This is a genomic window from Streptomyces sp. CNH287 (assembly GCF_000424825.1).
This window is the reverse complement of sequence record NZ_AUKQ01000006.1, coordinates 51,847-74,977: the sequence shown is the minus strand read 5'-3', so window position 1 is coordinate 74,977 and position 23,131 is coordinate 51,847. Positions and strand designations below refer to the sequence as shown.

Here is a 23,131-nt window from a genome sequence, read left to right as displayed (position 1 = left end):
CGGCGCGGGGACGCCCGGCTCAGCGCTCGCCCGCGCTCCCCGCGCCCGCCCCGGCCGTACGGTCCCCCGCCCGCAGCATGCCCGCGCCCAGGACCAGCCCGAAGGCCAGCGCCGTCACCAGCCCGAACGACACCATCAGCGAGGTCAGATCCGCGATCCCGCCGATCGCGGACGGGGCGATCAGCCCCGACACGTAGCTGAGGGTGGCGACGCCCGCGATGGCGCGGGCCGGGGCCGGGCCGCTGCGCGCCGCCGCCGCGTAGGCGACGGGCACGACGACCGCCACCCCGAGGCCGATCAGCCCGAAGCCCGCCATCGTCACCGCGACCGAGGGCGTGGTGACGACCATCAGCCCGCCCACGGTGGCCAGCACCCCGCCCCCGCGCACGGTGCGCACCGCGCCGAAGCGGTCGATCACCTTGTCGCCGGCCAGCCTGGCGAGGGCCATCGTCAGGACGAACGCGGTGGTCGTGGCGGCGGCGAGGCCGGGTGACGCGTCCAGGACGTCGCGCAGGTAGACCGCCGACCAGTCCAGGCTGGCACCCTCCGCGAACACCGCGCAGAAGCCCACCGCCCCGATGAGCACCGCCGACCTGGGCGGCAGCGCGAAGCGCGGCGGCGCCTCCTCCTCCGGCTCGCTGCGCATGCCGCGCAGACCCTGGCAGGCGATCAGCCCCAGTACGGTCAGCACCGCTGCGGCCAGACCGTGGTGCAGCCGCGCGTCGGTGCCGGCGTGGGCCGCGAGGGTGCCGCCGACGGAGCCGATCAGCACCCCGATGCTCCACATGCCGTGCAGCCCGGACATGATTGACCGGCCGAGGCGCCTCTCCGTCTCCACCGCGAGGGCGTTCATCACCACGGCGGACACGCCCGCGGCGGCCCCGTAGAAGAAGAGCCCGCCGCACAGCGCCACGAGGTTCGGCGCGAGGCTGGGGAGGATCAGCGCCAGGGACCACAGGACCATCAGGACCCGCAGGGCGGTGCCCTCGCCGAAGCGGTGGCTGACGGCCCCGGCCGTGGGCATCGCCAGCAGGCCGCCGACGGCCGGGAAGGCGAGGGCGAAGCCCAGCTGGCCCGCCGACACCCCGGCATGCTCCTGAATCCACGGGATGCGGGTGGCGAAGCTGCCGGTCACCGCGCCGTGCACGCAGAAGACGGTGGCCACGGCGAACCTGGCCCGCCGCAGCCGCGCCTGGGCGGCGGTACCGGCGTCGCAGCCGCCGTCCCCGCCGTCCGCGCCCTCCACGCGGTCCCCGCCGTCCGCGTCCGCCGTCTTCGCTGCCGCTGTCATCGCCGACCAGCCCTCCCCTCATCGGTCCGCCCTGTCGGCGGCGTTCGAGGACGTAAACTATCAGGGACCCTTCCTGAAAGAAATGCCCCGCGAACGAGCGCCGTCTGAGAGGATGCGCACATGTCTCCCGCCTCGCCGAGCACCGCCCGGGCCCTGAACGACCGGCTCGCGCTACGGCTGCTCCTGGAGCGGGGACCGCTCTCGGCCGCCGAGCTGAAGACCCTCACCGGGCTCGCCCGCCCGACCGTCGCCGACCTGGTCCAGCGGCTTCAGGACACCGGCCTGATCAGGCTCGCCGGCGAGTCCTCGGCCAAGCGCCGCGGCCCCAACGCCCGCCTCTACGGCATCGCCGCCGACCGGGCGCACCTCGCCGCCATGGACGTACGGACGGACAGCGTCCGCGTGCTCGTCGCCGACCTGCTCGGCACCACGCTCGCCGAGGCCGAGCTGCGCATCGCCCCGGACACCCCCGCCGAGGAGGCCACGGCCCGCTCCGCCGACCTGCTCGAACACACGGTCGCCGAAGCGGGCGCGGAAGCGCTGCACACCGTCGCCATCGGGGCGCCCGGCCTGATCGACCCGGCCACCGGCGAACTGCGCAGGATGACCGGGCGCGCCTGGCACCACGAACTGATCGCGCTGCTCCACCGGCGGCTGCCCGCGACCGTGCGGGTGGAGAACGAGACCAACCTCGCCGCCATCGCCGAGCAGCGCCAGGGCGCGGCGCAGGACCGCGACTCCTTCGTCCTGCTCTGGCTCGGCGACGGCATCGGCGCGGCCGTCGTGCTCGACGGCAAGCTGCGGCGCGGCGCTTCCGGCGGCGCGGGGGAGATCGGCTTCCTGCCGGTGCCGGGCACCCGGGCACTGCCGTCGGCCGTGAGCTGCGAGGGAGGCCTGCACTCGCTCACCAGCGGCACGGCCATCCGCGCACTGGGCGTCGAGCACGGCCTCGACGCCGCGCCCACGGCCGAGGAGGCCGTCCGGGCAGCCGTGGCGGCCGGTGCGGACGGCGAGCCGTTCCTCACCGCGCTCGCCTTCCGCGTCAGCCTCGGCGCCTCCGCGGTCACCGCCATCCTCGACCCCGGGTGCGTCGTGCTGGGCGGCGAGGTGGGCCGGGCGGGCGGGACGGTGCTGGCCGGTCTCGTCGAGGAGCAGCTCGCGACGCTCTCCCCGCTGGGTACGCGGGTGCGTCCCGGCGAGCTGGGCGGCGCGGGCGTGCTGCGCGGCGCGCTGCTCGCCGCCCGGGACGCGGCCGAGCAGGCGCTGTTCCCGGCTCTGGCCTGACCGCGCTCCCCGCCGCGGCCCGGCCGCTCCCCCGCCGGCCGTACAGGCGGGCCGCCGTGCGGGGAAGCGGACGTACCGGCGGTCTACCAGCCCGCGCCCACGACCTGCCTGGTGGGCACGTTGAGCCGGTTGAAGACGTTGGTGACGGCGACGGCCAGCAGGAGCCCGGACAGCTGCTCCTCGTTGTGGTGGCGGGCGGCCTCGTCCCAGATCGCATCCGGCACCGGGTCCGGACGGTCGCTCAGGCGGGTGACGGCCTCGGCGAGCGCGAGCGCGGCGCGCTCGGCCTCCGTGAAGTAGGGGGCGTCGCGCCAGGCGGCCACCGCGTGCAGCCGCTCGTCGGTCTCGCCGTTCTTCTTGGCCGAGCGGGTGCCCGAGTCGATGCAGGGACCGCAGCCGTTGATCTGGCTCACCCGCAGGTGCACCAGTTCGAGCGTGGCCTCCGGTACGCCGCTCTGCCGGGTGGCCTTGTACAAGTTCTGGATGGCCGGCATGGCAGCCGGGATGATCACTGCCGGGTTCTTCATCCGTGCCTGCATGAGTGCTTCCCCTTCCTGGGAGACGGTTCACTACTTCGACGGATGCCGACGGAAGAGTGTGACCGGCGCGGCCGGAGAATCGCTCCCGTACGCCCGCGGGGTGGACGGGTCGCACACCTGTCGTACGCAGGTCGCAGCCCCCTTCGCGGTACAAGGGGGGCCCGCGAAGAGGGCTGCGGAGGGGGGCACCGGTCAGAAGGAGGGAGAGTCCGGGCCCACGGCTGGCGGCTGGTGCGTACAGGTCGGGTGCCCGGACCGCCGAGGGGGGTCGGCGGCCCGGGGTCCATGAGCGGCGGAAGCGGGCGGCGCCGCTCCCGGAGAAGGACGGCGGCCCCGCGCTTCCGGAGCACCCTGTACAACTGCCGGGCACGCGGAAGGTTCTCGGGCTTCACCCGAACGGCTGGGTTTCTGCACCTTTTCGAGCACGCCCGGCGCTTCGGCCGACGCCCAATCCGGCGCCCCGGCCGCCTCCGGGAGGGAGGGCGCGGCCGGAGATCAGGAGCCGGAGACAATGGGCCCATGACGACGAACCCCACCGCCGCCCCCGGCCCCGGCACCCCCGAGAACTCCGCCGCCAGCACCGTCGCCCCCGGCGCCGACACCGTCCCCGTCTGGGAGCAGCGCTTCCGCGCCCCCCGCGTCGGCCTGCCGGAGTGGGCCGTGGACGCCCCCGACCGCGCGCTGTTCGTCTCCAACGCGACCGGCACCTTCGAGCTGTACGCCTGGGACCGGGCCACCGGCACCCAGCGGCAGGTCACCGACCGCCCCAACGGCACCACCGACGGCGCGCTGACCCCGGACGGCGAGTCGGTCTGGTGGTTCGCGGACAAGGACGGCGACGAGTTCGGCGTCTGGCTGCGCCAGCCCTTCGGCGGCGGCCCGGACGAGCCCGCGGCCCCCGGCCTGGCGCCCTCGTACCCGGCCGGGCTGGCACTCGGCCGCGACGGCACGGCGGTGATCGGCCGGTCGACGGACGAGGAGGGCTCCACCCTGCACGTCGTACGCCCGGGTGCGGAGCCCGTCGAGATCTACCGGCACCCCGAGTCCGCCGGGGTCGGCGACCTCTCGCACGACAGCAGCCTGATCGCCGTCGAGCACACCGAGCACGGCGACGCGATGCACTCGGCGCTGCGCGTGATCCGCCCCGACGGCGGCACGGTCGCCGAGCTGGACGACTCCGAGGGCGGCACCAAGGAGCTGGGGCTGACCACGCTCGGCTTCGCCCCGGTCGCGGGCGATGCCCGGCTGCTCGTCGGGCACCAGCGGCGCGGCCGGTGGGAGCCGATGATCTGGGACCCGGTCAGCGGCGAGGCGACGGACCTGGCGATCGAGCTGCCCGGCGACGTCGGCGCGGAGTGGTATCCGGACGGCAGCGCGCTGCTGGTCGTCCACAGCCACCAGGCGCGCAGCGAGATGTGGCGGTACGAGATCGCCACCGGCGCCCTCGTACGGGTGGAGACCCCCGGCGGTTCGGTCTCCGGTGCCACGGCCCGGCCGGACGGGACGGTGGAGTACCTGTGGTCCTCCGCCGCGCAGCCCCCGCAGGTGCGTTCGACCACGGGCGCGGTGGTACTCGACCCGCCGGGGGCGAAGGCGCCGGAGTCGGTGCCCGTCGAGGACGTCTGGGTGGAGGGGCCGGGCGGCACCGTGCACGCGCTGGTGCAGAAGCCCGCCGGGCCGGGCCCGTTCCCCACCGTCTTCGACGTGCACGGCGGCCCGACCTGGCACGACAGCGACGCGTTCGCGGGCCAGCCCGCCGCCTGGGTGGACCACGGCTACGCGGTCGTACGGGTGAACTACCGCGGCTCCACCGGCTACGGCCGCGCCTGGACGGACGCGCTCAAGCACCGGGTGGGCCTGATCGAGCTGGAGGACATCGCGGCCGTCCGGGAGTGGGCCGTCACCTCCGGCCTCGCCGATCCGGCGCGGCTCGTGCTGGCCGGCGGTTCGTGGGGCGGCTACCTGACGCTGCTCGGGCTGGGCACCCAGCCCGAGTCGTGGGCGCTGGGCCTGGCGTCGGTGCCCGTCGCGGACTACGTCACGGCGTACCACGACGAGATGGAGGCGCTGAAGTCGATGGACCGCACCCTGCTGGGCGGCACCCCGGAGGAGGTGCCGGAGCGCTACGCGGCGTCGTCCCCGATCAGCTACGTCGACGCGGTGCGGGCGCCCGTCTACATCTCCGCCGGGGTGAACGACCCGCGCTGCCCGATCCAGCAGGTCGAGAACTACGTGCGGCGGCTCGCGGAGCGCGGCCACCCGCACGAGGTGTACCGCTACGACGCGGGGCACGGCTCGCTCGTGGTGGAGGAGCGGATCAAGCAGCTCCGCTTGGAGATCGAGTTCGCGTCGCGTCATCTGGACTCGCCTGCGGACCGGGCGGGTCAGGCGGGCTGAGGCCCAGCTCCGCGTCCTTCGCCAGCTCCGCCTCGCGGCGGAAGAGGCGGAACCACATGAACAGGACGAAGCCCGCGAAGACGAACCACTCGGCGGTGTAGCCGAGGTTCTGGAACGCCTTCATGTCCAGGCCGGTGTTGGCGGGCGCGACCGGCGGCACCGGCCGCAGCGGGCCCTCCGTACGCTGCACCGTGATCCAGGCGGCGTGCACCTCGTACGGCACCAGGTTCACCAGCGTCGCGTCGCTGATGATGCCGAGTTGCCCCTCGGGCAGCGCGCCCGCCTCCGCTCCGGCGGTGGTCGGCGACTCGGTGGACTGGAGCGCCCCGGTGACGGTCACCTCGCCGCCCGGGACCTTCGGCACCCGGCTCGCGTCCGGGCTGCCGGGCAGCCAGCCGCGTACGACGGGGAGGGCCTTGCCGGAGCCGGTGCGCAGCAGGTTCAGCACGTAGAAGCCGCGCTCGCCGTCCAGCCGCCGCTCCGGTACGAGCAGCGGGTGCGCGGTGTCGTAGCGGCCGGTGACGCGGGCGGCGCGCCCGCTGGTCTCCTGCGTGACGGGCAGCAGCGCGGCCAGCGGCACGGTCCTCGCCTCGGCGGCGTCGGCGGCCGAGCGCTCCTGCTGCTGGTGGTTCTCGACGCGGGCCTCGAAGCGGGTGAGCTGCCAGCTGCCCATGAACAGGCAGACCGGGATGGCCAGCACGACGAAGAGGTTGATCCCCCACCACCGCGGGGTCAGCAGGAACCGGTACACACCCCCACGGTACGGCGCGTGCGCGCGGGCTCCGTCGCCAGGGTGGCCCGGCCGCCGTGGCGCAGCCGGGCCACGGTCAGGCGGCGGGGGGGGGCAGGCGGCAGGCGTCAAGTGGGCAGGCGTCAGGACCCCGCGAGCACTCCCGTGCGGTACACGGTGCCCGCGCAGGCGCCTTGGACGACCGTGCCCGCCACGGCGGTGTCGCCGACGTCCGGCGTGTGGCTCACGGACACGCCCGCCTCGGGGCTGCCTCCGCCGCCACCGTCGACGTCGCCGGTGCCCGCGTCCGTCCCGCCGGACGCGCCGGCCTCGCCGCCGCCTGTGGTCTCCGTCGTCCCGCCGGTGTCCGTGTCGGGCGTGCCCTCGGCGCCCTCACCGCCCTCGACCGGTTCGGCGCCCTCTCCGGTGCTGGGCGAGCCGTCGCCGCCCTCCGCCGTGCCTCCGGTGGCCGGGGGCGGGGTGGTGGAGGCAGCGCAGCCCGTGGTGCCGCCGCCCTCGAGCGGAATCCACGCGAACTCCACGACATAGGCGGCGCCCGGCTCCAGCACCAGCTGTTCGGGGCTGGCGGCCGGGTCAGGGAGCAGGCTGGTGGCGCTGTCGCCCGAGGTGTGGTCGACGACCTGTATGCGGTCGCTGTTCGCCCGGCCCAGCGCGCTGACGCCGACGATGCCCTCGCCCTCGACCGTGCAGATCTGGCCGGAGGTGTTCTCCACCCGGAAGGAGCCGTGGGTGCGCCCCTGCGCGTCCGGCTCGCCGACGTTCGCGGTCGCCGCGCCCAGCTGGTCGCGCCCGCAACTGGGGGCCATGGCCTCCAGGGTGCTGCTGGGGTCGGGGACGCGGGTGGCGCCCGTGGTGGGCTCGCCGGACGCGCCGTCGGCCTTCTTGTCCTTCTTCTCCTTCTCCTGCTGCTTCTTGCGGGCCTCTTCGCTCCGCTCCCCGGTGCCCTCCCGCGGTTCCTCGTCGGGGCCCCGCGACTCCGAGTGGCTCGCCGCGTGCATGGGCTTCTCCCCGCCGGGCACGATGTCCACGTGCAGGAGTCCGGGGATGGCCGCCCCACCGAGCAGCACGGCCGCGGCGGCGCCGACCAGCGCCCGGCGGCGGTGCGTACGGCGGGCGGGGACGGCCTTGCGCAGGCGTTCCAGGCTGGCGGGGGAAGGCTCCAGGTCGCGGACGGTGTCGCGCAGCAGCAGCCGCAGGCCTGCCTCGTCCAGTTCGGCGGGGGCGGCGGATCCGGGGGGCTCCTCGCGGGCGCCGTCGTCATCCGGCACGGAGTCCGGGGTGCCCGCGGCATCCGCCGAATCCGGGGTGTCCGCACCCGCCTTCGGGCCGTCCGCCCCCGCCCCGTCCTCGCCGTCGGGCGGGTCGGGGCTGGCGGCACCCGCCCCGTCCACCCGCTCGCTCAATGCGTCCGAACCACCCGGCCTGTCCGGTCCACCCGGCCCGTCCGGGGCGCCGGAGGTGTCCGGCTCGCGGCCATGCCTGTCCGGCTCCTCGCCACGACCGCTCACGACACGGCCTCCATGGCGATTCTGAGCGCGGCGATCCCTCGCGAGCCGTACGCCTTCACGGAACCGAGCGACAGCCCCAGCACCTCTGCGACCTGCGATTCTGTCATGTCGGCGAAGTAGCGTAGCACCAGCACTTCGCGCTGCCGGCGCTGGAGCCCGCCCAGCGCCTTCTTCAGTTCGTCCCGCTCGATCCGGTCGTACGCGCCCTCTTCCGCGCTCGCCATGTCCGGCATCGGCTTCGACAGCAGCTTCATGCCGAGGATGCGGCGGCGCAGGGTGGAGCGGGAGAGGTTGACGACGGTCTGCCGCAGGTACGCGAGGGTCTTCTCCGGATCGCGGACCCGCTTGCGGGCGGAGTGCACCCGGATGAACGCCTCCTGGACCACGTCCTCACAGGAGGCGGTGTCGTCCAGCAGCAGCGCCGCCAGCCCCAGCAGCGATCGGTAGTGGGTGCGGTAGGTCTCGGTGAGGTGGTCGACCGTGGTGCCCGCAGTGGTGCCCGCTGTCATCGCGTCGTCAGCGCCCCCGCGCGTGGGGGCCGTGGACGGAGGCTGCGCCGGCGCGGGGCGTGCGGTGGGCCACGGCGCGATCACCGGCATGCCTCCGGTGCTGACGCGGAGACCGCGCCCCGAAGCTGTCGCAACTCCCAGTACTTCTGCCACGCCTGTTGGACACCCATCCCCCTGTCAGGGTTGTACGCATGAGCAAGCCTTCTCGGTACCGCCCCGAAAGACCTCATGCGTACCAGCTCTTCCCCAATGTCCCAGTTTTTCCAGCGACTTCATGCCCTGACAGCAGAGACTTGGCGGTACGGAAGACGCTCCCGAGCCGCCATCGGTTCCGCGGACGGGGGTGGAAATTCTCATGCCAGAAGCAGGTACCGGGCCAGTGGTACAGACCAGTTGTCCGAGTCCGTAAGCTGATCACCATATCTTCACAGATGGCGCGGCAGAAACCCCACCCACTCGGGCGACCCGGACAACGTGCGCGTCAGCGCCCGTCCGCGATCGCCTCCGCGATCTGGGCGGCGTTCAGCGCCGCGCCTTTGCGCAGGTTGTCGCCGCACACGAAGAGTTCGAGCCCGCGCGGGTCGTCGAGCGAGCGCCGCACCCGCCCGGCCCAGGTCGGGTCGGTGCCGACCACGTCGGCCGGGGTGGGGAACTCCCCCTCGGCCGGGTCGTCGCACAACACGACGCCGGGGGCGTTCGCCAGGATCTCGTGCGCTCCCTCGACCGACACCTCCCGCTCGAAGCGGGCGTGCACGGACATCGAGTGCCCGGTGATCACCGGCACCCGCACACAGGTCGCGGTCACCCGCAGATCCGGCATGCTAAGGATCTTCCGGGTCTCGTCGCGGACCTTCAGCTCCTCCGACGTCCAGCCGTCCGCCGCGAGCGTGCCCGCGAACGGCACGACGTTCAGCGCGATCGGCGCCGGGTACGGCACGGTGTCGCCCAGCGCCCGCCGTACGTCGCCCGGCTTCGTCCCCAGCTCCGTGTCGGCGACGAGCGCGAGCTGCTCCCGCAGCCGCGCCACGCCCGCGCGGCCGGAGCCGGAGACCGCCTGGTAGCTGGAGACGACCAGCTCCTCCAGGCCCCACTCCGAGTGCAGCGCCCCGACCGCGACGATCATCGAGAGCGTGGTGCAGTCCGGGCTGGCGACGATCCCGCGGGGCCGGACCCGCGCCGCGTGCGCGTTGATCTCGGGGACCACGAGCGGCACCTCGGGGTCCTGGCGGAAGGCCGCCGAGCTGTCCACCACCACCGCGCCCTGCGCGACGGCGACCGGCGCCCACCAGGCCGCGACCTCGTCCGGGACCTGGAAGAGCACCACGTCGGCGCCGTCGAGGGCCTCCTCGCTCAGCGGGAGGACCTCCACCTGCGCACCCCGTACGGCCAGCTTCCGGCCGGCCGAACGCGGCGACGCGATCAGCCGGATCTCACCCCAGACGTCCCGCCGCTCGGAGAGCAGCCCGCACAGCACCGACCCGACGGCACCGGTCGCCCCGACGACCGCCAGGGTCGGCCTGCTGACGGGCGTCACCGGCCGGTGCCGCCATAGACCACGGCCTCGTCGGTCTCACTGTCGAGACCGAAGGCCGTGTGCACCGCGCGCACCGCGTCGTTGACGTCGTCCTCGCGTGTGACGACGGAGATGCGGATCTCGGAGGTCGAGATCAGCTCGATGTTGACCCCGGAGTTGGACAGCGCCTCGAAGAAGGTCGCCGTGACACCCGGGTTCGTCTTCATGCCCGCGCCGACGAGGGAGATCTTCGCGACCTGGTCGTCGTAGCGCAGCGACTCGAAGCCGATCTCCGCACGGGACTTCTCCAGCGCGGCGATCGCCTTGCGGCCCTCCGCCTTGGGGAGCGTGAAGGAGATGTCCGTCAGCCCGGTCGTCGCGGCGGAGACGTTCTGCACGACCATGTCGATGTTGATCTCGGCGTTGGCGATCACCCGGAAGATCATCGCGGCCTCGCCCGGCTTGTCGGGCACTCCGACGACCGTGACTTTCGCCTCGGACGCGTCATGCGCGACACCGGAGATGAGCGCCTGTTCCATCGACTGTTCCCCTTGTCCGCTCTGTTCGTCTCGTGGCCGTCCGCTGACCCAGGTGCCCGGCAGACCGGAGAAGGACGACCGTACATGGATGGGCATGTTGTACCGGCGCGCGTACTCCACGCAACGATGCAGGAGCACCTTCGAACCGGAACTCGCCAGCTCCAGCATGTCCTCGAACGAGATCCACTCGATCTTCCGGGCCTTCTTCACGACCCGCGGGTCCGCGGTGAAGACACCGTCGACATCGGTGTAGATCTCGCACACCTCGGCGCCCAGCGCGGCGGCCAGCGCCACGGCGGTGGTGTCCGAGCCACCCCGGCCGAGCGTGGTGATGTCCTTGCTCTCCTGGGAGACGCCCTGGAAGCCCGCGACGATCGCGATGTTCCCCTCGTCCACCGAACTCTGGATGCGGCCCGGCGTCACATCGAGAATCCGCGCCTTGTTGTGCACGGAGTCGGTGATCAGGCCGGCCTGGCTGCCGGTGAACGACTGCGCCTCGTGGCCCAGCGATTTGATCGCCATCGCCAGCAGTGCCATGGAGATGCGCTCTCCGGCGGTCAGCAGCATGTCGAACTCGCGCCCGGACGCCACCGGGGACACCTCTCCAGCGAGATCGATCAGCTCGTCCGTCGTGTCGCCCATCGCCGAGACCACGACGACCACCTGGTGGCCGTTCTTCTTGGCTTCGACGATCCGCTTGGCAACGCGCTTGATGCCCTCGGCATCGGCAACGGAGGAGCCGCCGTACTTCTGCACGACAAGGCCCACGTGTGCTCGCTCCTCGTAACTCACCGGGGCCCGTATCGGCCGGGGCCCCGCTTCGGCACAGTTTACCGAGCGGGCGGGATTCGCCCCGTCCGCTCACGCGCCGCGAGACGCACGGTGGCGCCGACCCGTCATCGCTCGGCGGACACCCGCTCGCAGCGCGGTTGACGGGCGCCACGTCGCACCCACCCAGCAAAAACCCCTGCCCGCTGCCCGGCTCGCCACACGGAAACGTGCGGCACCTCACACGATGCGGACGCCCGGCCTCCGGCTGCCCGGCACGGGTGGCGCGGGCGGGGCGGGCTCCGCACGTACGTAAACCGCGGGCAGGATTGGGCCGGAGGAGTGACGGGCGCCTGACGCGGCACTAGCGGCGGCCGACCGCCGACAGGTCGATGTCCACGGTGAAGGGCACACTCACCTTCAGCCGGTCATGGTGGATGCCGGTCACCGCGTAGGTACGCGTGGCGGGCTCCAACTCGAAGACGTACACGACGGGACGGCCGTCGTCCTCCTCCACCCGCCAGTAGTGCGCGATGCCCGCCGCCGCGTACTTGCGCGGCTTGGCGTCCCGGTCGCGCTCCACGGAGTCGGGCGAGACGACCTCCACCGCGAGCAGCACGTCCTCGGGCTGGTAGCTCGTCTGCTTGAGGCCGGTCACGGCGTCCGCGCGCACGAGCATCACATCCGGCTCGGGTCGGTTGCGAGGTCCGAGCGTGATGGTCATCTTTCGGATGACCTCGATCTCGGGTGGTGCCGCCTGAAGCAGGTTGTGCTCCAGCACACGCATAGCGCGCATGTGGAAATTGGACTGCGGACTCACGAGGACGAGGCTGCCGTCGATCAGCTCCGTGTGCGGAGGCAGATTGGGGAGTCGCTCCAGGTCATCGGCGGTGTACCCGCCCACCGGCGGCTGCGGCCACTCGTACTCGGCTCGACACTCATCACTGCTCCCATGAGCCGGATACTGCCGACCGCACCAGCCTACTCGGCCACGAATGTCACATCCTTCACCCACACGGGGGACAGTCGACGGCGCCGCCCTGATCGAGCGCGCCGCTCTCGCCCTGGCGAAGGGCGGGGACTGACGCCGGACACACGAACGCCCCGGGGGCCTGCGCTGCGAGAGCCGCAGGCACCGGAGCGGCTGTGGGGCGGGGGCGCTGAGATCAGGCTGGGATCAGGGGGCGCTGTTGGAGCAGCTCATGGTGGCGCCCTGCGAGATCCGGCCGTCACCGGAGAGGGGACCCACACGGCGGTTCCGCTCGTAGCTCGTGCAGCTCTTGGACTGCTGGACGCTGACTTTGGAACCGTCCTCGGCGACGTAGCGCCGCTCGCTCTCCTGGGTGCAGTGAACGCTGCCGTTGCTGGTGTACTTGCACACCGTGGGAGCGGATTCCCCGTACGCCTGGCCGACACCGCCGGCGGAAAGCGCGAGACCGCCCAGAATTCCGGCCAGCGCCAGCGTCTTCTTCGAATTCAGCATTTGTTTCTTCCTCCGCGGTGGTTCGGCGGACGGGAACAGGCCCCGACGGTGGCACCCCGAGCCTTGGCCGTCGGGGCCTGTTCCCGTCATGGGGGATCAGCCCCCGAAGGCCTCGTTCGAGCAGCCCATGGTGGAGCCCTGGTCCTGAGTCGTCTGACCCGGGTTGCCCTCACCGTTGAGCAGGTTGCCGGCCAGGCCGTTCAGCACGCCGATGTTGCTCAGCACGCTCAGGTTCAGGTCGTGCGACTTGCAGTTGGTGGTCTGCTGCACGTCGATCTCCGGACCGCCACCGGCGACGGCCGTGCCGACACCGAAGAAGCCGACGGAACCCACCATGGCGGCCACCACGGCAGCCTTCTGAAGCTTGCGCATCATTTCTCCGTTTCCCATCACGATTACAGCTCACTCCGAGCCGCATTTCACGAGTGATGCTAAATCACCGATTTCACGGGAAGAGGCGACACGCCGCCTGCATCACCCGTTTGTCGAAGATTGATTTCGACGGCTCCGATATTCGCCACAACACGCCGGTAGTACGGGCCCATTGATCGGTTCAACGGATTCCGGACAGCGGCGCATCAGGGCTGTGAAAACGAAATGCCCCGCCATTGCCGCGGCGTCGGAAGCCTTGTCGGCTCGCGGCGCCACGGGTGGCAGGGCACGCTTGATCAGTTCGGGGTCGGAGGCCGGCCGGTGCGCCGTCACGGCCGACAGGACCGCACCACCTCGTCGCCGAGGTCGACGTCCGCGTTCGTGATCGGCGCGAGCCTGGCCTGGCCGCGGTTGGCGCACTCGTCGTCGAGCGGGGGGCTGCCGACGACTCCGATCATCCCCGCGTGGGCCTGGCCCGGTGCCAGCAGGCCGGCGCCCGCCGCGCCGAGCAGCAGGAGCACCGTCTTCGCATGTGTGCGGTTCTTCAACTTTCCGCCTCCCCTGGCGATGTGGGCGACGCCGTCGCGTCGCCCGCAGCAGGTCTAACGGGAGGGGGCGGGGCACGAAACGGGCGCGGGGCCGAGACCCCCTGATCGGCCCATCGGCGGCTGGCGGGGCGCGCGGGCGGACAGCCGAACGGCCGGGTCCCGCGGCGGGACCCGGCCGTTCACGATCTTGAGGAGCACGGCCCTGCCCGGCTCGGCGCCGGACTGCGGGGACCGTTCCGCTTCACTCAGGGTTCGGTCAGAACGCCGAGTTGTTGCAGCCCATGCTCGAGCCCTGGTCGAAGGTCGTCTGACCCGGGTTGCCCTCGCCGTTGACCGCGTTGCCGAGCACACCGTTGAGAACGCCGATGTTGGAGAGCACCGAGGCGTTCAGGTCGTGCGACTTGCAGTTGCTGGACTGCCCGACCCTGATGTCGGGGCCGCCCCCACCGGCGACAGCGGTGCCCGCACCGACGATGCCAACGCTGCCGACCATGGCGGCGACAACTGCAAGCTTGCGAAGCTTACGCATTATTCTCCCTGCCTTCGTTATCTCCGAAGATCCCTTGTGGATCTCCGACAGGGAGGACAATGATGCGCATTCCGCAGAACCTAGGGGAGGCTCGCCGTAGCGTCGGCGAGCATGCCCAGCTTCACTCTTCCGGAGGCACTCCGGGCGAATGGAGGCCCTTTCGTCCGTGCCTTCGCGGAAATGGCGTGCACGCGGACAGGCCCCCAAAGTCACTGCCTTGGGGGCCTTTTACGCACCGCGCTTCTCCAGTACTACGCCTGGTTGAAAGCGGGATTACTCTGCACGCAGCTGAAGCCGTGCGTCTCGGCCGGGCTGAGCACACCGATGGGCGCGCTCAGCTCGACCAGCGTCTGCGGGCTGCACTCCTGCGCCGGACGGTTGACGTTGTAGGTGGGACCGGACTGCGTCTGGCCCTGCGGGGCAGCCTGCTGGCGCGGGGCCTGCTGCGGGGCGCTCGCCTGCTGCGGGGCCTGCTGCTGGCTGCCGCCCTCGACGAGCGTCGGCAGCGGGGCCTGCTGGCGCGGCGCCTGCTGCTGGGCCGGCGCCTGGTCGGGCTGCTGCTGACCGGCGGCATGGCCCTCGTGCTGGGGGCAGGCGACCGCGCTGGCGGCGCCGATGGAGGTGAGACTGCCTACGGCGGCGACAACGATCGCGACCTGACGGAACTTGCGCATGGAATCCCATGTCCTTTCGTGCAATTGCACTGGCTTGGTGACGCATCGCGATGGCGGGAACACCGCGAGTCACCGCACACTAACAGGATTCCCGAGCCCCAAGTCACCGGTGCCGCAGACCTGGAGCGGCGCCCCCGCAGCGAACTGGGCTGATTATCCGGCCACTATCCGGAGCCTTCTTCGCGCATTCGCCTCCGCATACCCCAAACAGCTTTCCCCGCACCGGTGTTGCTCGCCCGCGGAACCCTTCAACCGCCACCGCGCCAGCCCGCCCGGGAAGTTCAACGGATCATTCTTCCGCCGCTGACGCATTCGGGTGACGGGCGAAGTATCGCGCGCCGCCGGGGTTTCCCGCCGCGCCCGGAGCCGTTACACACGATGCCAGCTGCGTGAAAGGCGGCTCTCTGTCGAGTACGCGGACGGCGCACGAAGGCCGTGCCGCCGTAACGCCGCTGCGGGAAGTAGGGAACATGGATCACAAGAAGACCGTGGCCGCGCTCGCGGGCGCCCTCGTCACCCTGGGCGTGGGCTCCTCCGCGTCCGCTTCGGCAGCCGACACCTCGGCCCCGCGCAGCGCACCGGCCGCGGCCCCGGACGCCGCGGCCACGCTCGTGCAGCCCGCCGGTCAGGCGGTCGCCGCCGCCGGAACGCTGTACGAGTTCGCGCGCGACGGAGGGACTCTCACCCGCGAGCGCGAGACCCTCGTCGAGGGCAGCCCCAAGCGCACCGGCGTGACGGTGGCGGACATCCCGCTGGGCCTCTACAGCCGCGACTGAGGCCCGGACGGCCCGCGGCGGCTCTCCGCTACAGTCCCGGTGCGCCCCAGACCGGGAACCAGCGCGAGAGGTCCTGCTCGATGCGGAGGTCGTTCGCCAGCGCGGCGCGTACTTCCAGCTCCAGGGCGTTGTCCCGCTTCTCCCCGCCTCCCGGCAGCGGGGCGAAGGGATAGAACGCGCCGCGCTTGTAGAGGTAGACCAGAGCCAGCGGCCGCTGGTCGGCGGTGGACCGGAAGCCCATCAGCGAGCACAGCAGCTGCGGTCCGAAACCGCCGTCCTGCAGCGCGGTGTTGACCGCGTGCAGGTCGTTGACCGTGGACTCCGGTTCGTCGGCCGGGTGCTGGGAGAGCAGCCAGGTGTAGCCGTAGGCGTCCCGACTGAACTCGACCGGGATGCCGCCGCGGCCGGTGTCCGCGTCCAGCAGCGCGCGTACGTCCTGCTGGATCTGGCCGAAGGCGCCGCCCTCGACGCTGGCGAAGCACACGGAGCCGAGGCCGGTCGGGGCGAAGCCGGCCGCCGCGCGCAGAGTGATCGCCGCCGACGGCAGGGCGAAGAGCTGGTCGAGGTCGGGGCGGACCGGCTTGGACCGGCCGAGCAGGGTGTCCAGGAAGCCCACGGGGCGCTCCTCTCGCGGCAGGGACAGACGGCGTTACGGGCGTCCCAGCTGGGACGAGATGCGGCTGAGCTGGTCGAGGCGCTGCTCCAGGGTCGGGTGCGAGGAGAGCAGCCTGCTCAGGCTCTGGCGGCCGGAGAAGGCGGGAGCGAAGTAGAACGCGTTGAACGGCTCGGCCTGGCGCAGGTCGCGGGTCGGGATGCGGGCCATGTCGCCGCTGACCTTGGTCAGGGCGGCGGCGAGCGCCGAGGGGCGGCCGGTCAGCAGGGCGGCGGCGCGGTCGGCGGTGAGTTCGCGGTAGCGGGAGAGCAGCCGGGTGAGCAGGAAGCTGATCACGTAGACCACGGCGCTGACCAGGGGCACGATGAGGGCCAGGATCGCCGCGTTGTTGTTGCCGTTGCCCCGGCCGCCGCGCATCATGCCGCTCCACAGCGCGACCCGGGTGATCGTGCCCGCCAGCACGCCGAGGAACGAGGCGATGGTCATCACCGCCACGTCGCGGTGCGCCACGTGCGACAGCTCGTGCGCGAGCACCCCCTCCAGTTCGGCGGGCTCCAGCCGCCGCAGCAGGCCCGTGGTGGCGCACACCAGCGAGTTCTTCTGGTTGCGGCCGGTGGCGAAGGCATTGGGGATGTCGGAGTCGGCGATGGCCACCCTCGGTTTCGGCATGTCCGCCAGCGCGCACAGCCGGTCTACCGCCCCGTGCAGCTCGGGTGCCTGCTCGGGGGTGACCTCGCGGGCTCCCATGCTGTAGGCCGCGATCTTGTCGCTGAACCAGAACTGCATGACGAACAGCCCGCCCGCCAGCACCAGGATCAGCGGCCAGGCCCCCTTCATCAGCACGATCAGCACGCCCACGAAGACCACGTAGAGCAGCCCGATCAGGAACATGGTCACCGCCATGCGGCTGGTCAGCCCCCGGTCCGGGGCGAATCGGGTCCGTGCGGCCATGGAGCCCTCCGCTCTCGCGTCGCTTCGCACCGCTCACTGGCGCGGCATACGTCTCCCCTCTTCGGACTGTACGCCTTGTGCGGCCACGGGCGATTTGCCCTCGTACGTGACAAAAGGCACGCGCCGAACCGGAACCGTCACCCCCCGCTGTCCAGCTCGCGCGCGCGGGTGCCCGCCTGGAAGCGCGACGTGGCGCCGAGGCGCGCCATCAGCTCGGCGACCCGCCTGCGGTAGGTGCGCAGGGAGACGCCCAGCCGCCGGGCCGCCGTCTCGTCGGTGAGTCCCGCGCCCAGCAGGCCGAGGACGCGCCGGTCCCGCGCGTCGAGCGCGGGCGGTCCGGCCTGCCGCGCGGCCTGTCGGCGCCGGAACTCGGCCAGGTCGGTGGCGGTGTCCCAGGTGGCGTGGAAGAGCGACCGCACGCCTTCGACCACGCCGGGCGAGCGCACCACCGTGTACGTACGGCTGCCGCCCGCGGGCGGGGGCCCGGCCAGGATCACGATCCGCCGGTCGATGACGATCGCCTCCTGCGTCAGCGGCGCCGTGCAGATCCGCACCTGCGCGCCCGACTCGGCCAGGGCCAGCAACCGGCGCTCGGTCGCGGCATCGGCGAGCGCCCGGGGCGTGTACAGCTTGCGCACCACGACCTCCGGCGACCGGGCCGGCGACCGGCCCGCCATGACGGTGGCCCGCGCGCCGGCCGACCAGACGGCCGGGTCGTCGGCCGCGCACAGGAACTCCCGGCGCACTCCGGTGAACAGGTGGCCCGTCCTGCGGACCAGCTCGCGCTCGCCGGTCAGGGTCACGTTCCGGTCGGTCGCGGTGTGTGCGGTGTGTGCGGTGTGTGCGGAGTGTGCGGGGTTCACCGAGGACATCGTGAGGGCAGTCTGCGACGCCCGCCCCGGCACGGTCAACGCCGCGCCGTGACCCTGGCAGTTTGGTGCCAGCACGGGCGGACGGCGGCACGGCCGTCGCAGGATCGCCCCATGACGACGAACGAGAAAGCCGCACCCACTGCGACTGCGGCTGCGGGGCGAGGGAAGCTGGGCGGTCACCTGTCGGTGGCCCGTATGGGCTTCGGCACCATGCGGCTGCCCGCCGGCGGGATCGACGGGCCCGCGCACGACCCGGCGCAGGGCGCCGCCGTACTGCGCCGGGCCGTCGAACTGGGCGTCGACCACCTCGACACCGCCGCCTTCTACTTCTACGGGGACACCTCGGCCAACGACCTGATCCGCACCGCCCTGCGGCCGTATCCGGCGGGGCTGGTGATCGCCACCAAGGTCGGCCCGGCCCGCAGGCGGCAGGACGGCGGCTGGCTGCCCCAGGCGGGCCCGGACGAGCTGCGGCCCGCCGTCGAGCAGAACCTGCGCGAGCTGCGGCTGGACCGGCTCGACCTGGTCTATCTGCGGGTCGGCGGCATCAGCGGCCCGGACGACACCTCGGTCGCGGACCGGTTCGCGGCACTGGCGGAACTGCGCGAGCGGGGCCTCGTACGGGAAATCGGGCTCAGCAACGTCAGCGCCGCTCAGCTCGCGGAGGCGCGGCGGATCGCGCCGGTGGCCGCCGTGCAGAACAGGTTCAGCCTGTACGGCCGGGCCGCCGACGAGGCGGGGGCCGCCGGCACCGGCACGGACACCGACGCCGACAGCGCCTCGATCGTCGCGACGTGCGTCCGGGCGGGCATCGCCTGGGTGCCGTACTTCCCACTCGGCGGCCTGGGCGTACCGGACACCGGCCCGCTCAGGCGCGTGGCCGCACGGCACTCGGCCACCCCCGCCCAGGTCATGCTCGCGTGGCTGCTCGCCTTCTCGCCCGCCACGCTGGCCATCCCCGGCACCTCCTCCCTGAGCCATCTGGAGGAGAACGTCGCGGCGGCCCGGCTGCGGCTCACCGCCGCGGACCTCGCCGAACTGGACGCGCCCCGCGGCGGACGAGCCTAAGGCCAGGGTCTGCCGTTCGGATGAGGCCGGGCGCGCGTGCCCTGGCACCGCGCCCTCCGCCCCTCCAGCGGCGCCCCCGTCAGCGGCGCCCCTCCAGCCGGGTCTCCGCCTCCCCCAGCGCCACCGGCTCCGTGCCGCCGATGAAGTCGCCCGGGAAGCCGAGCGCGAAGTCCACCGCCGAGGTGAGGCGGTCGGCCGCCTCGCGCGGCAGTACGACGTCCAGCGCACCCAGGTTGTCGCGCAGCTGCTCGGCCGAACTGGCGCCCAGGATGGGGTGGACGGCGCGCGAACGCGACCGCACCCAGGCGATGGCCACCTGCGCGGGCGTGTGCCCCAGCTCGTCCGCGACCTCCGCCAGCACCCGTACGCCGGTCAGCTCGCGCTCGCTGAGCTTGTCCGACCGGCCGGGCGGGCCCGCCGCGCGGACGGGTTCACGGCCGGACAGCAGCCCGTGCGCCAGCGGTGCCCAGGTGGTGACCGTCATGCCGAACGACTCCGCCATCGGCAGCAGTTCCCGCTCGATGTCGCGGTTGAGGAGGTTGTACGGCACCTGGAGGCCCGCGAAGGGGGTCCAGCCCCGCCATTCCGCCAGGGTGTTGGCGTGCGCGACGACCCACGCGGGGGCGTCCGAGATGCCGGCGTAGAGGATCTGGCCGGCGCGCACGGCGTCGTCCAGCGCGCGCATCGTCTCCTCCACCGGGGTGTGCCGGTCCCACATGTGCACCCAGTAGAGGTCGATGTGGTCCGTACGCAGCTGGCGCAGGCTCCGCTCCAGCGAACGCCGCATGTTCTTGCGGTGGTTGCCGCCCGCGTTCGGATCGCTGCCGTCCCGCGACATGGTGTACTTCGTCGACAGGACGAAGCGGTCGCGCCGCCCCTCGAGCAGCTCGCCGAGGATGCTCTCGCTCTGGCCGCCCCGGTAGTTGACGGCCGTGTCGACGGCGTTTCCGCCGGCGTCCGCGTACAGATCGAGGATGCGGCGGCACTCGTCGGGCGAGGCGCCTCCGTCCCCGAAGGCCATCGCCCCGAGGAACACCTCGGACACGCGCAGCCCGGTCCGGCCCAGCAGTCGGTAGCGCACAGGTTCGGCTCCTTCAGTCGGCGACATCGTACGGGTGCGTGCGGCGCGCGTGCCGGAGCGCGTCACCCCACCAACCGAGCTGGTCGAGCAGGGTCTTGGCCGCGCCGCTCGCCTCCTCGGGAGCGGGCGGGCGGCCGTCGGCGTCGAACGGGGCGGTGAAGCGGTCGAAGCTGACGGCGTCGCGCATGGTCACCGCGTGCAGCTCGGCGAAGACCAGCCGCAGCGCCTCCACCGCGCGCAGCCCCGAGGCGGCGCCGCCGTACGAGACGAAGCCCACCGGCTTGGCCTGCCACTCGGTGAAGTGCCAGTCGACGAAGTGCTTCACGGAGGCCGGGAAGCTGTGGTTGTACTCCGGCGTCACGACGACGAACGCCTCCGCCTCGCCCACCCGCGCGGCCAGCGCGCGCTGCGCGTCCGTACGGCGGTCCGGCGCGGCCGGGTCGTCGAAGCCGGGCGGCAGGGCGGCGGGCAGCGGGGTGTCGGCCAGGTCGATCCCGTCCACCTGGAACCCGCCGTGCTGCCGGGCCTCCTGGAGGAACCACCGGGAGACGGTCGGACCGTAGCGGGAGTCCCGGACGCTGCCGAGGATGACGGCGAGCCGGAGGGGCTCGGGGGACGTGTCGGACTGTGCGGGCATGGCGGGGCTCCTCGGAGGGTGACGGGGGTTGCTGCGATGCCCCACACGCTGCGCGATCCCGCGCCCCCCGGGGAAGGCCGGGCTCAGACGGGCACTGGCAGGGCCACCCTCGCGGCTGCGCCGACCGGGTACGTTGACACGGTGAGCGACAACGAGCTGGGCCGCTATCTGCGCGCGTGCCGGGAAGCCCTCACCCCCGCCGACGCGGGCCTCCCCGGCAGCGCCCGCCGCCGTACGCCCGGCCTGCGCCGTGCCGAGCTGGCGACGCTGGCCGGGGTCAGCGTCGAATACCTGTCCCGGCTGGAGCAGGGCCGGGACCGGCACCCGTCCACGCAGGTGCTGGCCGCCCTCGCCGAGGCGCTGCGCCTCGGCCCGGACGAGCGGTTCCACCTGCTGCGCCTGTCCAAGGCGAGCGGCGACGACGCCGCCGGGCTGTGCCCGTCCGCCGCCGCACCGCCGAGCCGTGCGGTACGGCCCACGGTGCGCGCGCTGCTGACCCGGCTGGAGCCCGGCCCCGCCGTGCTGGTCAACCGGCTGAGCGAGGTGCTCGCGTACACCAGCGGGTACGAACGCCTGGCGGGCCCGCTGGGCCTGCTGGACGGACGGCCGCCCAGCCTCCTGCGCTTCGTCTTCACCGACGACCGCGCCCGGCACGTCTACCCGGACTGGGAGCGCGTGGCCGACGGCCAGATCGCGCTGCTCAAGAGCGAGGCGATGCTCACCGACCCGTCCGTGGCGGCGCTCTGCGAGGTGCTGGGCCGGGCCGCCGGAGCACCCTTCACCGACCGGCTGACCTCGGTGACCAGCCTGCCCCGCCCCGCGGGCGCCGAACGGCTGGTGCACCCGGAGGCGGGCGAGCTGCGGCTGTCGTACGAGACGCTGGAGCTGCCCGGCGACCACGATCAGCGGCTGCTCGTCCACCTCCCCGCCGACGAGGCCACTTCGGCCGCGCTGGACCGGCTCACGGGGCGCCGTCCCGGGGCGCTGCACGCGGTGCGCGGCTGAGCGGCTGTCGGGCGGCCTCGGAGCGGCGCGGCCAGCGCGGCGACCCGGCCCGCGGTCACGCCTGCTCCGCCGCCCGTACGCCCGGGTCCGGGTCCGGGCCTCCCGGGCCTGGGTCCGGGCCTGGGTCCGGGCCGCCCTGGTCCGGCCGCCCGGCGCCCCCCGCCGTGAGGCCGCGGATCGCGGGCGCGCCGACGAGCGTGACCGCCGCGGCCATCACGGCGGGGATCACCAGGGCGACCGGCAGGGAGGAGTGCTCGGCGACGTACCCGAGCACCGCCGGGCCCAGCAGCAGCCCCGTGTAGCCGAACGCGGTGACCAGCGAAAGCGCCCGCCCCACCGCGTTGCCGGACGCGCCGACCGCGCTGAAGACCACCGGCACGACCGTCGCCAGCCCGACCCCCGCCAGTGCCCAGCCCGACCAGGCGCACACGACGCTCAGCGCACCGTCCGCGAGCGGCGCGGCCAGGATCAGCACGTATCCGGCGGTGGCGTGGACTCCGGCGAGCTGGATCGTGCGTACGGGCCCGAAATAGGCGCGCAGCGGGTCGCCCAGCAGCCGTACGGTCGTCATGGCCACCGAGAAGATCGTGTACGCGAGCGGGGCGGCGGCCGGGTCGACATCCAGCACCCAACGGGCGTGCACGGCGGCCCAGTCCATGGCGGCGCCCTCGCTCAGATGGCCCGCGAAGGCGGTGAGGCCGAGCAGCACGACGAGGGCCCAGCGCAGCGGCACGGCGGGCGCGCCCGGCCGCGCCCCCGGCGCGCCGGCGGCGCTGGTCTCCGGTGCGGCGTCCGCCACCGCGTCCCCCTCACCGGCCGACGGTGCGGGCAGCAGCCTGCGCCCTGCGGCCAGGAACCCGAACGGCACCAGCAGCGCCACCCCCACCAGCAGCGCCCGGCCGTCCAGGCCGAGCCGCAGCCCGGCCGCCGTCAGCCCGCCCGCCGCCGCTCCCCCGAGGCTCCACACGCCGTGGAAGGCGGAGACGATCGGCCGCCCGTAGCGGCGCTCGACCTCCACCGAGTGCGTGTTCATGGACACCTCGACGGTCCCCACCCCCAGCCCGAACACCACGGCCAGCACCGCCAGCCCGCCGTACGAGTCCGCCAGCGCGGGCGCGAGCAGCAGCAGCGCGGACACGGGCCCGGCAACCCGGCACACGCGGGCGCTCGACCACAGGTCGCTCAGGTGCCCCGCGACGAGCATGGAGACCAGGGCGCTGCCCGCGACCAGCAGCAGCACGGAGCCCAGCCGGGCGGGCCCGAGGTCGAGCCGGTCGTCGAGGGCGGGCAGGCCGGTGGCCCACACGCCCATCACCAGTCCGTTGAGGAAGAAAAACGCGAAGACGGCTCCACGGGCCCGCTGAGCGGTCGCGTCGGGTGGGGGTGGGCGCTTCCCGCCAATTATGTTCACGGCGAGAGCATA

24 protein-coding genes are annotated in these 23,131 nt (G+C 73.1%); 5 read left to right on the top strand and 19 right to left on the bottom strand.

Going from position 1 to position 23,131, the window contains the following annotated elements:
- Positions 1-19 precede the first annotated feature (19 nt).
- The gene (locus H299_RS33150) at positions 20-1,291 is read right to left on the bottom strand and encodes an MFS transporter (protein ID WP_078512601.1); all 1,272 of its coding nucleotides are present in this window, start codon (positions 1,289-1,291) and stop codon (positions 20-22) included.
- 120 nt (positions 1,292-1,411) lie between these two features.
- On the opposite strand from H299_RS33150, the gene H299_RS0109675 reads away from it, so the two are divergent.
- Complete coding sequence (locus H299_RS0109675) at positions 1,412-2,575, top strand: ROK family transcriptional regulator (protein ID WP_027748252.1); 1,164 nt, start codon at positions 1,412-1,414, stop codon at positions 2,573-2,575.
- Positions 2,576-2,658: 83 nt separating this feature from the next.
- On the opposite strand, the gene H299_RS0109670 is transcribed toward H299_RS0109675, so the two are convergent.
- Positions 2,659-3,114: a carboxymuconolactone decarboxylase family protein gene (locus H299_RS0109670; protein WP_027748251.1), complete on the bottom strand. Its 456-nt coding sequence runs from the start codon at positions 3,112-3,114 to the stop codon at positions 2,659-2,661.
- A 519-nt stretch (positions 3,115-3,633) separates the two neighbouring features.
- On the opposite strand from H299_RS0109670, the gene H299_RS33145 reads away from it, so the two are divergent.
- Positions 3,634-5,511 (top strand): prolyl oligopeptidase family serine peptidase, encoded by a 1,878-nt coding sequence (locus H299_RS33145; RefSeq protein WP_051262287.1) that lies wholly within the window; start codon positions 3,634-3,636, stop codon positions 5,509-5,511.
- Here the strand turns inward: H299_RS33145 and H299_RS0109655 are convergent.
- From H299_RS0109655 to H299_RS39570, 11 genes are all read right to left on the bottom strand, one after another.
- Positions 5,432-6,262, bottom strand: coding sequence for an SURF1 family protein (locus H299_RS0109655; RefSeq protein WP_027748250.1), 831 nt, complete (start codon positions 6,260-6,262; stop codon positions 5,432-5,434). The two genes, H299_RS33145 and H299_RS0109655, sit on opposite strands and share 80 nt — an antisense overlap.
- Positions 6,263-6,384: 122 nt before the next feature.
- A complete protein-coding gene (locus tag H299_RS33140) occupies positions 6,385-7,770 on the bottom strand; it encodes a hypothetical protein (RefSeq protein WP_158692309.1) in 1,386 nt (461 codons plus the stop codon).
- On the bottom strand, positions 7,767-8,369 hold the full coding sequence (locus H299_RS0109645; RefSeq protein WP_027748249.1) for a SigE family RNA polymerase sigma factor: 603 nt from the start codon (positions 8,367-8,369) through the stop codon (positions 7,767-7,769). Before H299_RS0109645 ends, H299_RS33140 begins: the two co-directional genes overlap by 4 nt.
- A gap of 391 nt (positions 8,370-8,760) precedes the next feature.
- Positions 8,761-9,813, bottom strand: a complete 1,053-nt coding sequence (locus tag H299_RS0109640) for an aspartate-semialdehyde dehydrogenase (RefSeq protein ID WP_027748248.1) — start codon at positions 9,811-9,813, stop codon at positions 8,761-8,763.
- Positions 9,810-11,099 carry an aspartate kinase gene (locus H299_RS0109635; RefSeq protein ID WP_027748247.1) on the bottom strand — a complete coding sequence of 430 codons (1,290 nt, stop codon included), beginning with the start codon at positions 11,097-11,099 and terminating at the stop codon, positions 9,810-9,812. Before H299_RS0109635 ends, H299_RS0109640 begins: the two co-directional genes overlap by 4 nt.
- A 364-nt stretch (positions 11,100-11,463) precedes the next feature.
- Complete coding sequence (locus H299_RS33135) at positions 11,464-12,003, bottom strand: Uma2 family endonuclease (RefSeq protein WP_037758439.1); 540 nt, start codon at positions 12,001-12,003, stop codon at positions 11,464-11,466.
- A 273-nt stretch (positions 12,004-12,276) separates the two neighbouring features.
- Positions 12,277-12,582 carry a hypothetical protein gene (locus H299_RS0109625; protein ID WP_027748246.1) on the bottom strand — a complete coding sequence of 102 codons (306 nt, stop codon included), beginning with the start codon at positions 12,580-12,582 and terminating at the stop codon, positions 12,277-12,279.
- A gap of 96 nt (positions 12,583-12,678) precedes the next feature.
- Positions 12,679-12,957 (bottom strand): hypothetical protein, encoded by a 279-nt coding sequence (locus H299_RS0109620; protein ID WP_486587217.1) that lies wholly within the window; start codon positions 12,955-12,957, stop codon positions 12,679-12,681.
- A 326-nt stretch (positions 12,958-13,283) separates the two neighbouring features.
- On the bottom strand, positions 13,284-13,502 hold the full coding sequence (locus H299_RS0109615) for a hypothetical protein (RefSeq protein WP_027748244.1): 219 nt from the start codon (positions 13,500-13,502) through the stop codon (positions 13,284-13,286).
- 256 nt (positions 13,503-13,758) lie between these two features.
- Positions 13,759-14,031: a hypothetical protein gene (locus H299_RS0109610; RefSeq protein WP_027748243.1), complete on the bottom strand. Its 273-nt coding sequence runs from the start codon at positions 14,029-14,031 to the stop codon at positions 13,759-13,761.
- A gap of 251 nt (positions 14,032-14,282) precedes the next feature.
- Positions 14,283-14,705: a hypothetical protein gene (locus H299_RS39570; protein WP_027748242.1), complete on the bottom strand. Its 423-nt coding sequence runs from the start codon at positions 14,703-14,705 to the stop codon at positions 14,283-14,285.
- Between the two features lie 470 nt (positions 14,706-15,175).
- On the opposite strand from H299_RS39570, the gene H299_RS0109600 reads away from it, so the two are divergent.
- Positions 15,176-15,481 (top strand): hypothetical protein, encoded by a 306-nt coding sequence (locus H299_RS0109600; RefSeq protein WP_027748241.1) that lies wholly within the window; start codon positions 15,176-15,178, stop codon positions 15,479-15,481.
- A 28-nt stretch (positions 15,482-15,509) separates the two neighbouring features.
- Here H299_RS0109600 and pspAB read toward each other — a convergent pair whose 3' ends face one another.
- The 3 genes from pspAB to H299_RS0109585 form a co-directional block, all read right to left on the bottom strand.
- Positions 15,510-16,097, bottom strand: a complete 588-nt coding sequence (gene pspAB, locus H299_RS0109595) for a PspA-associated protein PspAB (protein WP_027748240.1) — start codon at positions 16,095-16,097, stop codon at positions 15,510-15,512.
- A gap of 33 nt (positions 16,098-16,130) precedes the next feature.
- On the bottom strand, positions 16,131-17,045 hold the full coding sequence (gene htpX / locus H299_RS0109590) for a zinc metalloprotease HtpX (RefSeq protein WP_027748239.1): 915 nt from the start codon (positions 17,043-17,045) through the stop codon (positions 16,131-16,133).
- A gap of 137 nt (positions 17,046-17,182) precedes the next feature.
- Positions 17,183-17,908, bottom strand: a complete 726-nt coding sequence (locus tag H299_RS0109585; RefSeq protein WP_486587216.1) for a helix-turn-helix transcriptional regulator — start codon at positions 17,906-17,908, stop codon at positions 17,183-17,185.
- A 120-nt stretch (positions 17,909-18,028) separates the two neighbouring features.
- Between H299_RS0109585 and H299_RS0109575 the strand changes: the two genes are divergently transcribed.
- Positions 18,029-18,985, top strand: a complete 957-nt coding sequence (locus H299_RS0109575; protein WP_051262284.1) for an oxidoreductase — start codon at positions 18,029-18,031, stop codon at positions 18,983-18,985.
- A gap of 79 nt (positions 18,986-19,064) precedes the next feature.
- Here H299_RS0109575 and H299_RS0109570 read toward each other — a convergent pair whose 3' ends face one another.
- Positions 19,065-20,066 (bottom strand): aldo/keto reductase, encoded by a 1,002-nt coding sequence (locus H299_RS0109570; protein WP_027748236.1) that lies wholly within the window; start codon positions 20,064-20,066, stop codon positions 19,065-19,067.
- Positions 20,067-20,079: 13 nt separating this feature from the next.
- A complete protein-coding gene (locus H299_RS0109565; RefSeq protein WP_027748235.1) occupies positions 20,080-20,703 on the bottom strand; it encodes an NAD(P)H-dependent oxidoreductase in 624 nt (207 codons plus the stop codon).
- 141 nt (positions 20,704-20,844) lie between these two features.
- On the opposite strand from H299_RS0109565, the gene H299_RS0109560 reads away from it, so the two are divergent.
- A complete protein-coding gene (locus H299_RS0109560; RefSeq protein WP_027748234.1) occupies positions 20,845-21,708 on the top strand; it encodes an MmyB family transcriptional regulator in 864 nt (287 codons plus the stop codon).
- Positions 21,709-21,763: 55 nt separating this feature from the next.
- On the opposite strand, the gene H299_RS33130 is transcribed toward H299_RS0109560, so the two are convergent.
- Positions 21,764-23,119: an MFS transporter gene (locus H299_RS33130; RefSeq protein ID WP_199782420.1), complete on the bottom strand. Its 1,356-nt coding sequence runs from the start codon at positions 23,117-23,119 to the stop codon at positions 21,764-21,766.
- Between the last annotated feature and the right edge of the window lie 12 nt (positions 23,120-23,131).

What these genes read in the sequence shown, in the direction of transcription:
- H299_RS33150 (WP_078512601.1), bottom strand. Translation starts at nt 1,291, where the DNA reads ATGACAGCGGCAGCGAAGACGGCGGACGCGGACGGCGGGGACCGCGTG.
- H299_RS0109675 (WP_027748252.1), top strand. Translation starts at nt 1,412, where the DNA reads ATGTCTCCCGCCTCGCCGAGCACCGCCCGGGCCCTGAACGACCGGCTC.
- H299_RS0109670 (WP_027748251.1), bottom strand. Translation starts at nt 3,114, where the DNA reads ATGCAGGCACGGATGAAGAACCCGGCAGTGATCATCCCGGCTGCCATG.
- H299_RS33145 (WP_051262287.1), top strand. Translation starts at nt 3,634, where the DNA reads ATGACGACGAACCCCACCGCCGCCCCCGGCCCCGGCACCCCCGAGAAC.
- H299_RS0109645 (WP_027748249.1), bottom strand. Translation starts at nt 8,369, where the DNA reads ATGCCGGTGATCGCGCCGTGGCCCACCGCACGCCCCGCGCCGGCGCAG.
- H299_RS0109625 (WP_027748246.1), bottom strand. Translation starts at nt 12,582, where the DNA reads ATGCTGAATTCGAAGAAGACGCTGGCGCTGGCCGGAATTCTGGGCGGT.
- H299_RS0109620 (WP_486587217.1), bottom strand. Translation starts at nt 12,957, where the DNA reads ATGATGCGCAAGCTTCAGAAGGCTGCCGTGGTGGCCGCCATGGTGGGT.
- H299_RS0109610 (WP_027748243.1), bottom strand. Translation starts at nt 14,031, where the DNA reads ATGCGTAAGCTTCGCAAGCTTGCAGTTGTCGCCGCCATGGTCGGCAGC.
- H299_RS39570 (WP_027748242.1), bottom strand. Translation starts at nt 14,705, where the DNA reads ATGCGCAAGTTCCGTCAGGTCGCGATCGTTGTCGCCGCCGTAGGCAGT.
- H299_RS0109600 (WP_027748241.1), top strand. Translation starts at nt 15,176, where the DNA reads ATGGATCACAAGAAGACCGTGGCCGCGCTCGCGGGCGCCCTCGTCACC.
- htpX (WP_027748239.1), bottom strand. Translation starts at nt 17,045, where the DNA reads ATGGCCGCACGGACCCGATTCGCCCCGGACCGGGGGCTGACCAGCCGC.
- H299_RS0109575 (WP_051262284.1), top strand. Translation starts at nt 18,029, where the DNA reads ATGACGACGAACGAGAAAGCCGCACCCACTGCGACTGCGGCTGCGGGG.
- H299_RS0109565 (WP_027748235.1), bottom strand. Translation starts at nt 20,703, where the DNA reads ATGCCCGCACAGTCCGACACGTCCCCCGAGCCCCTCCGGCTCGCCGTC.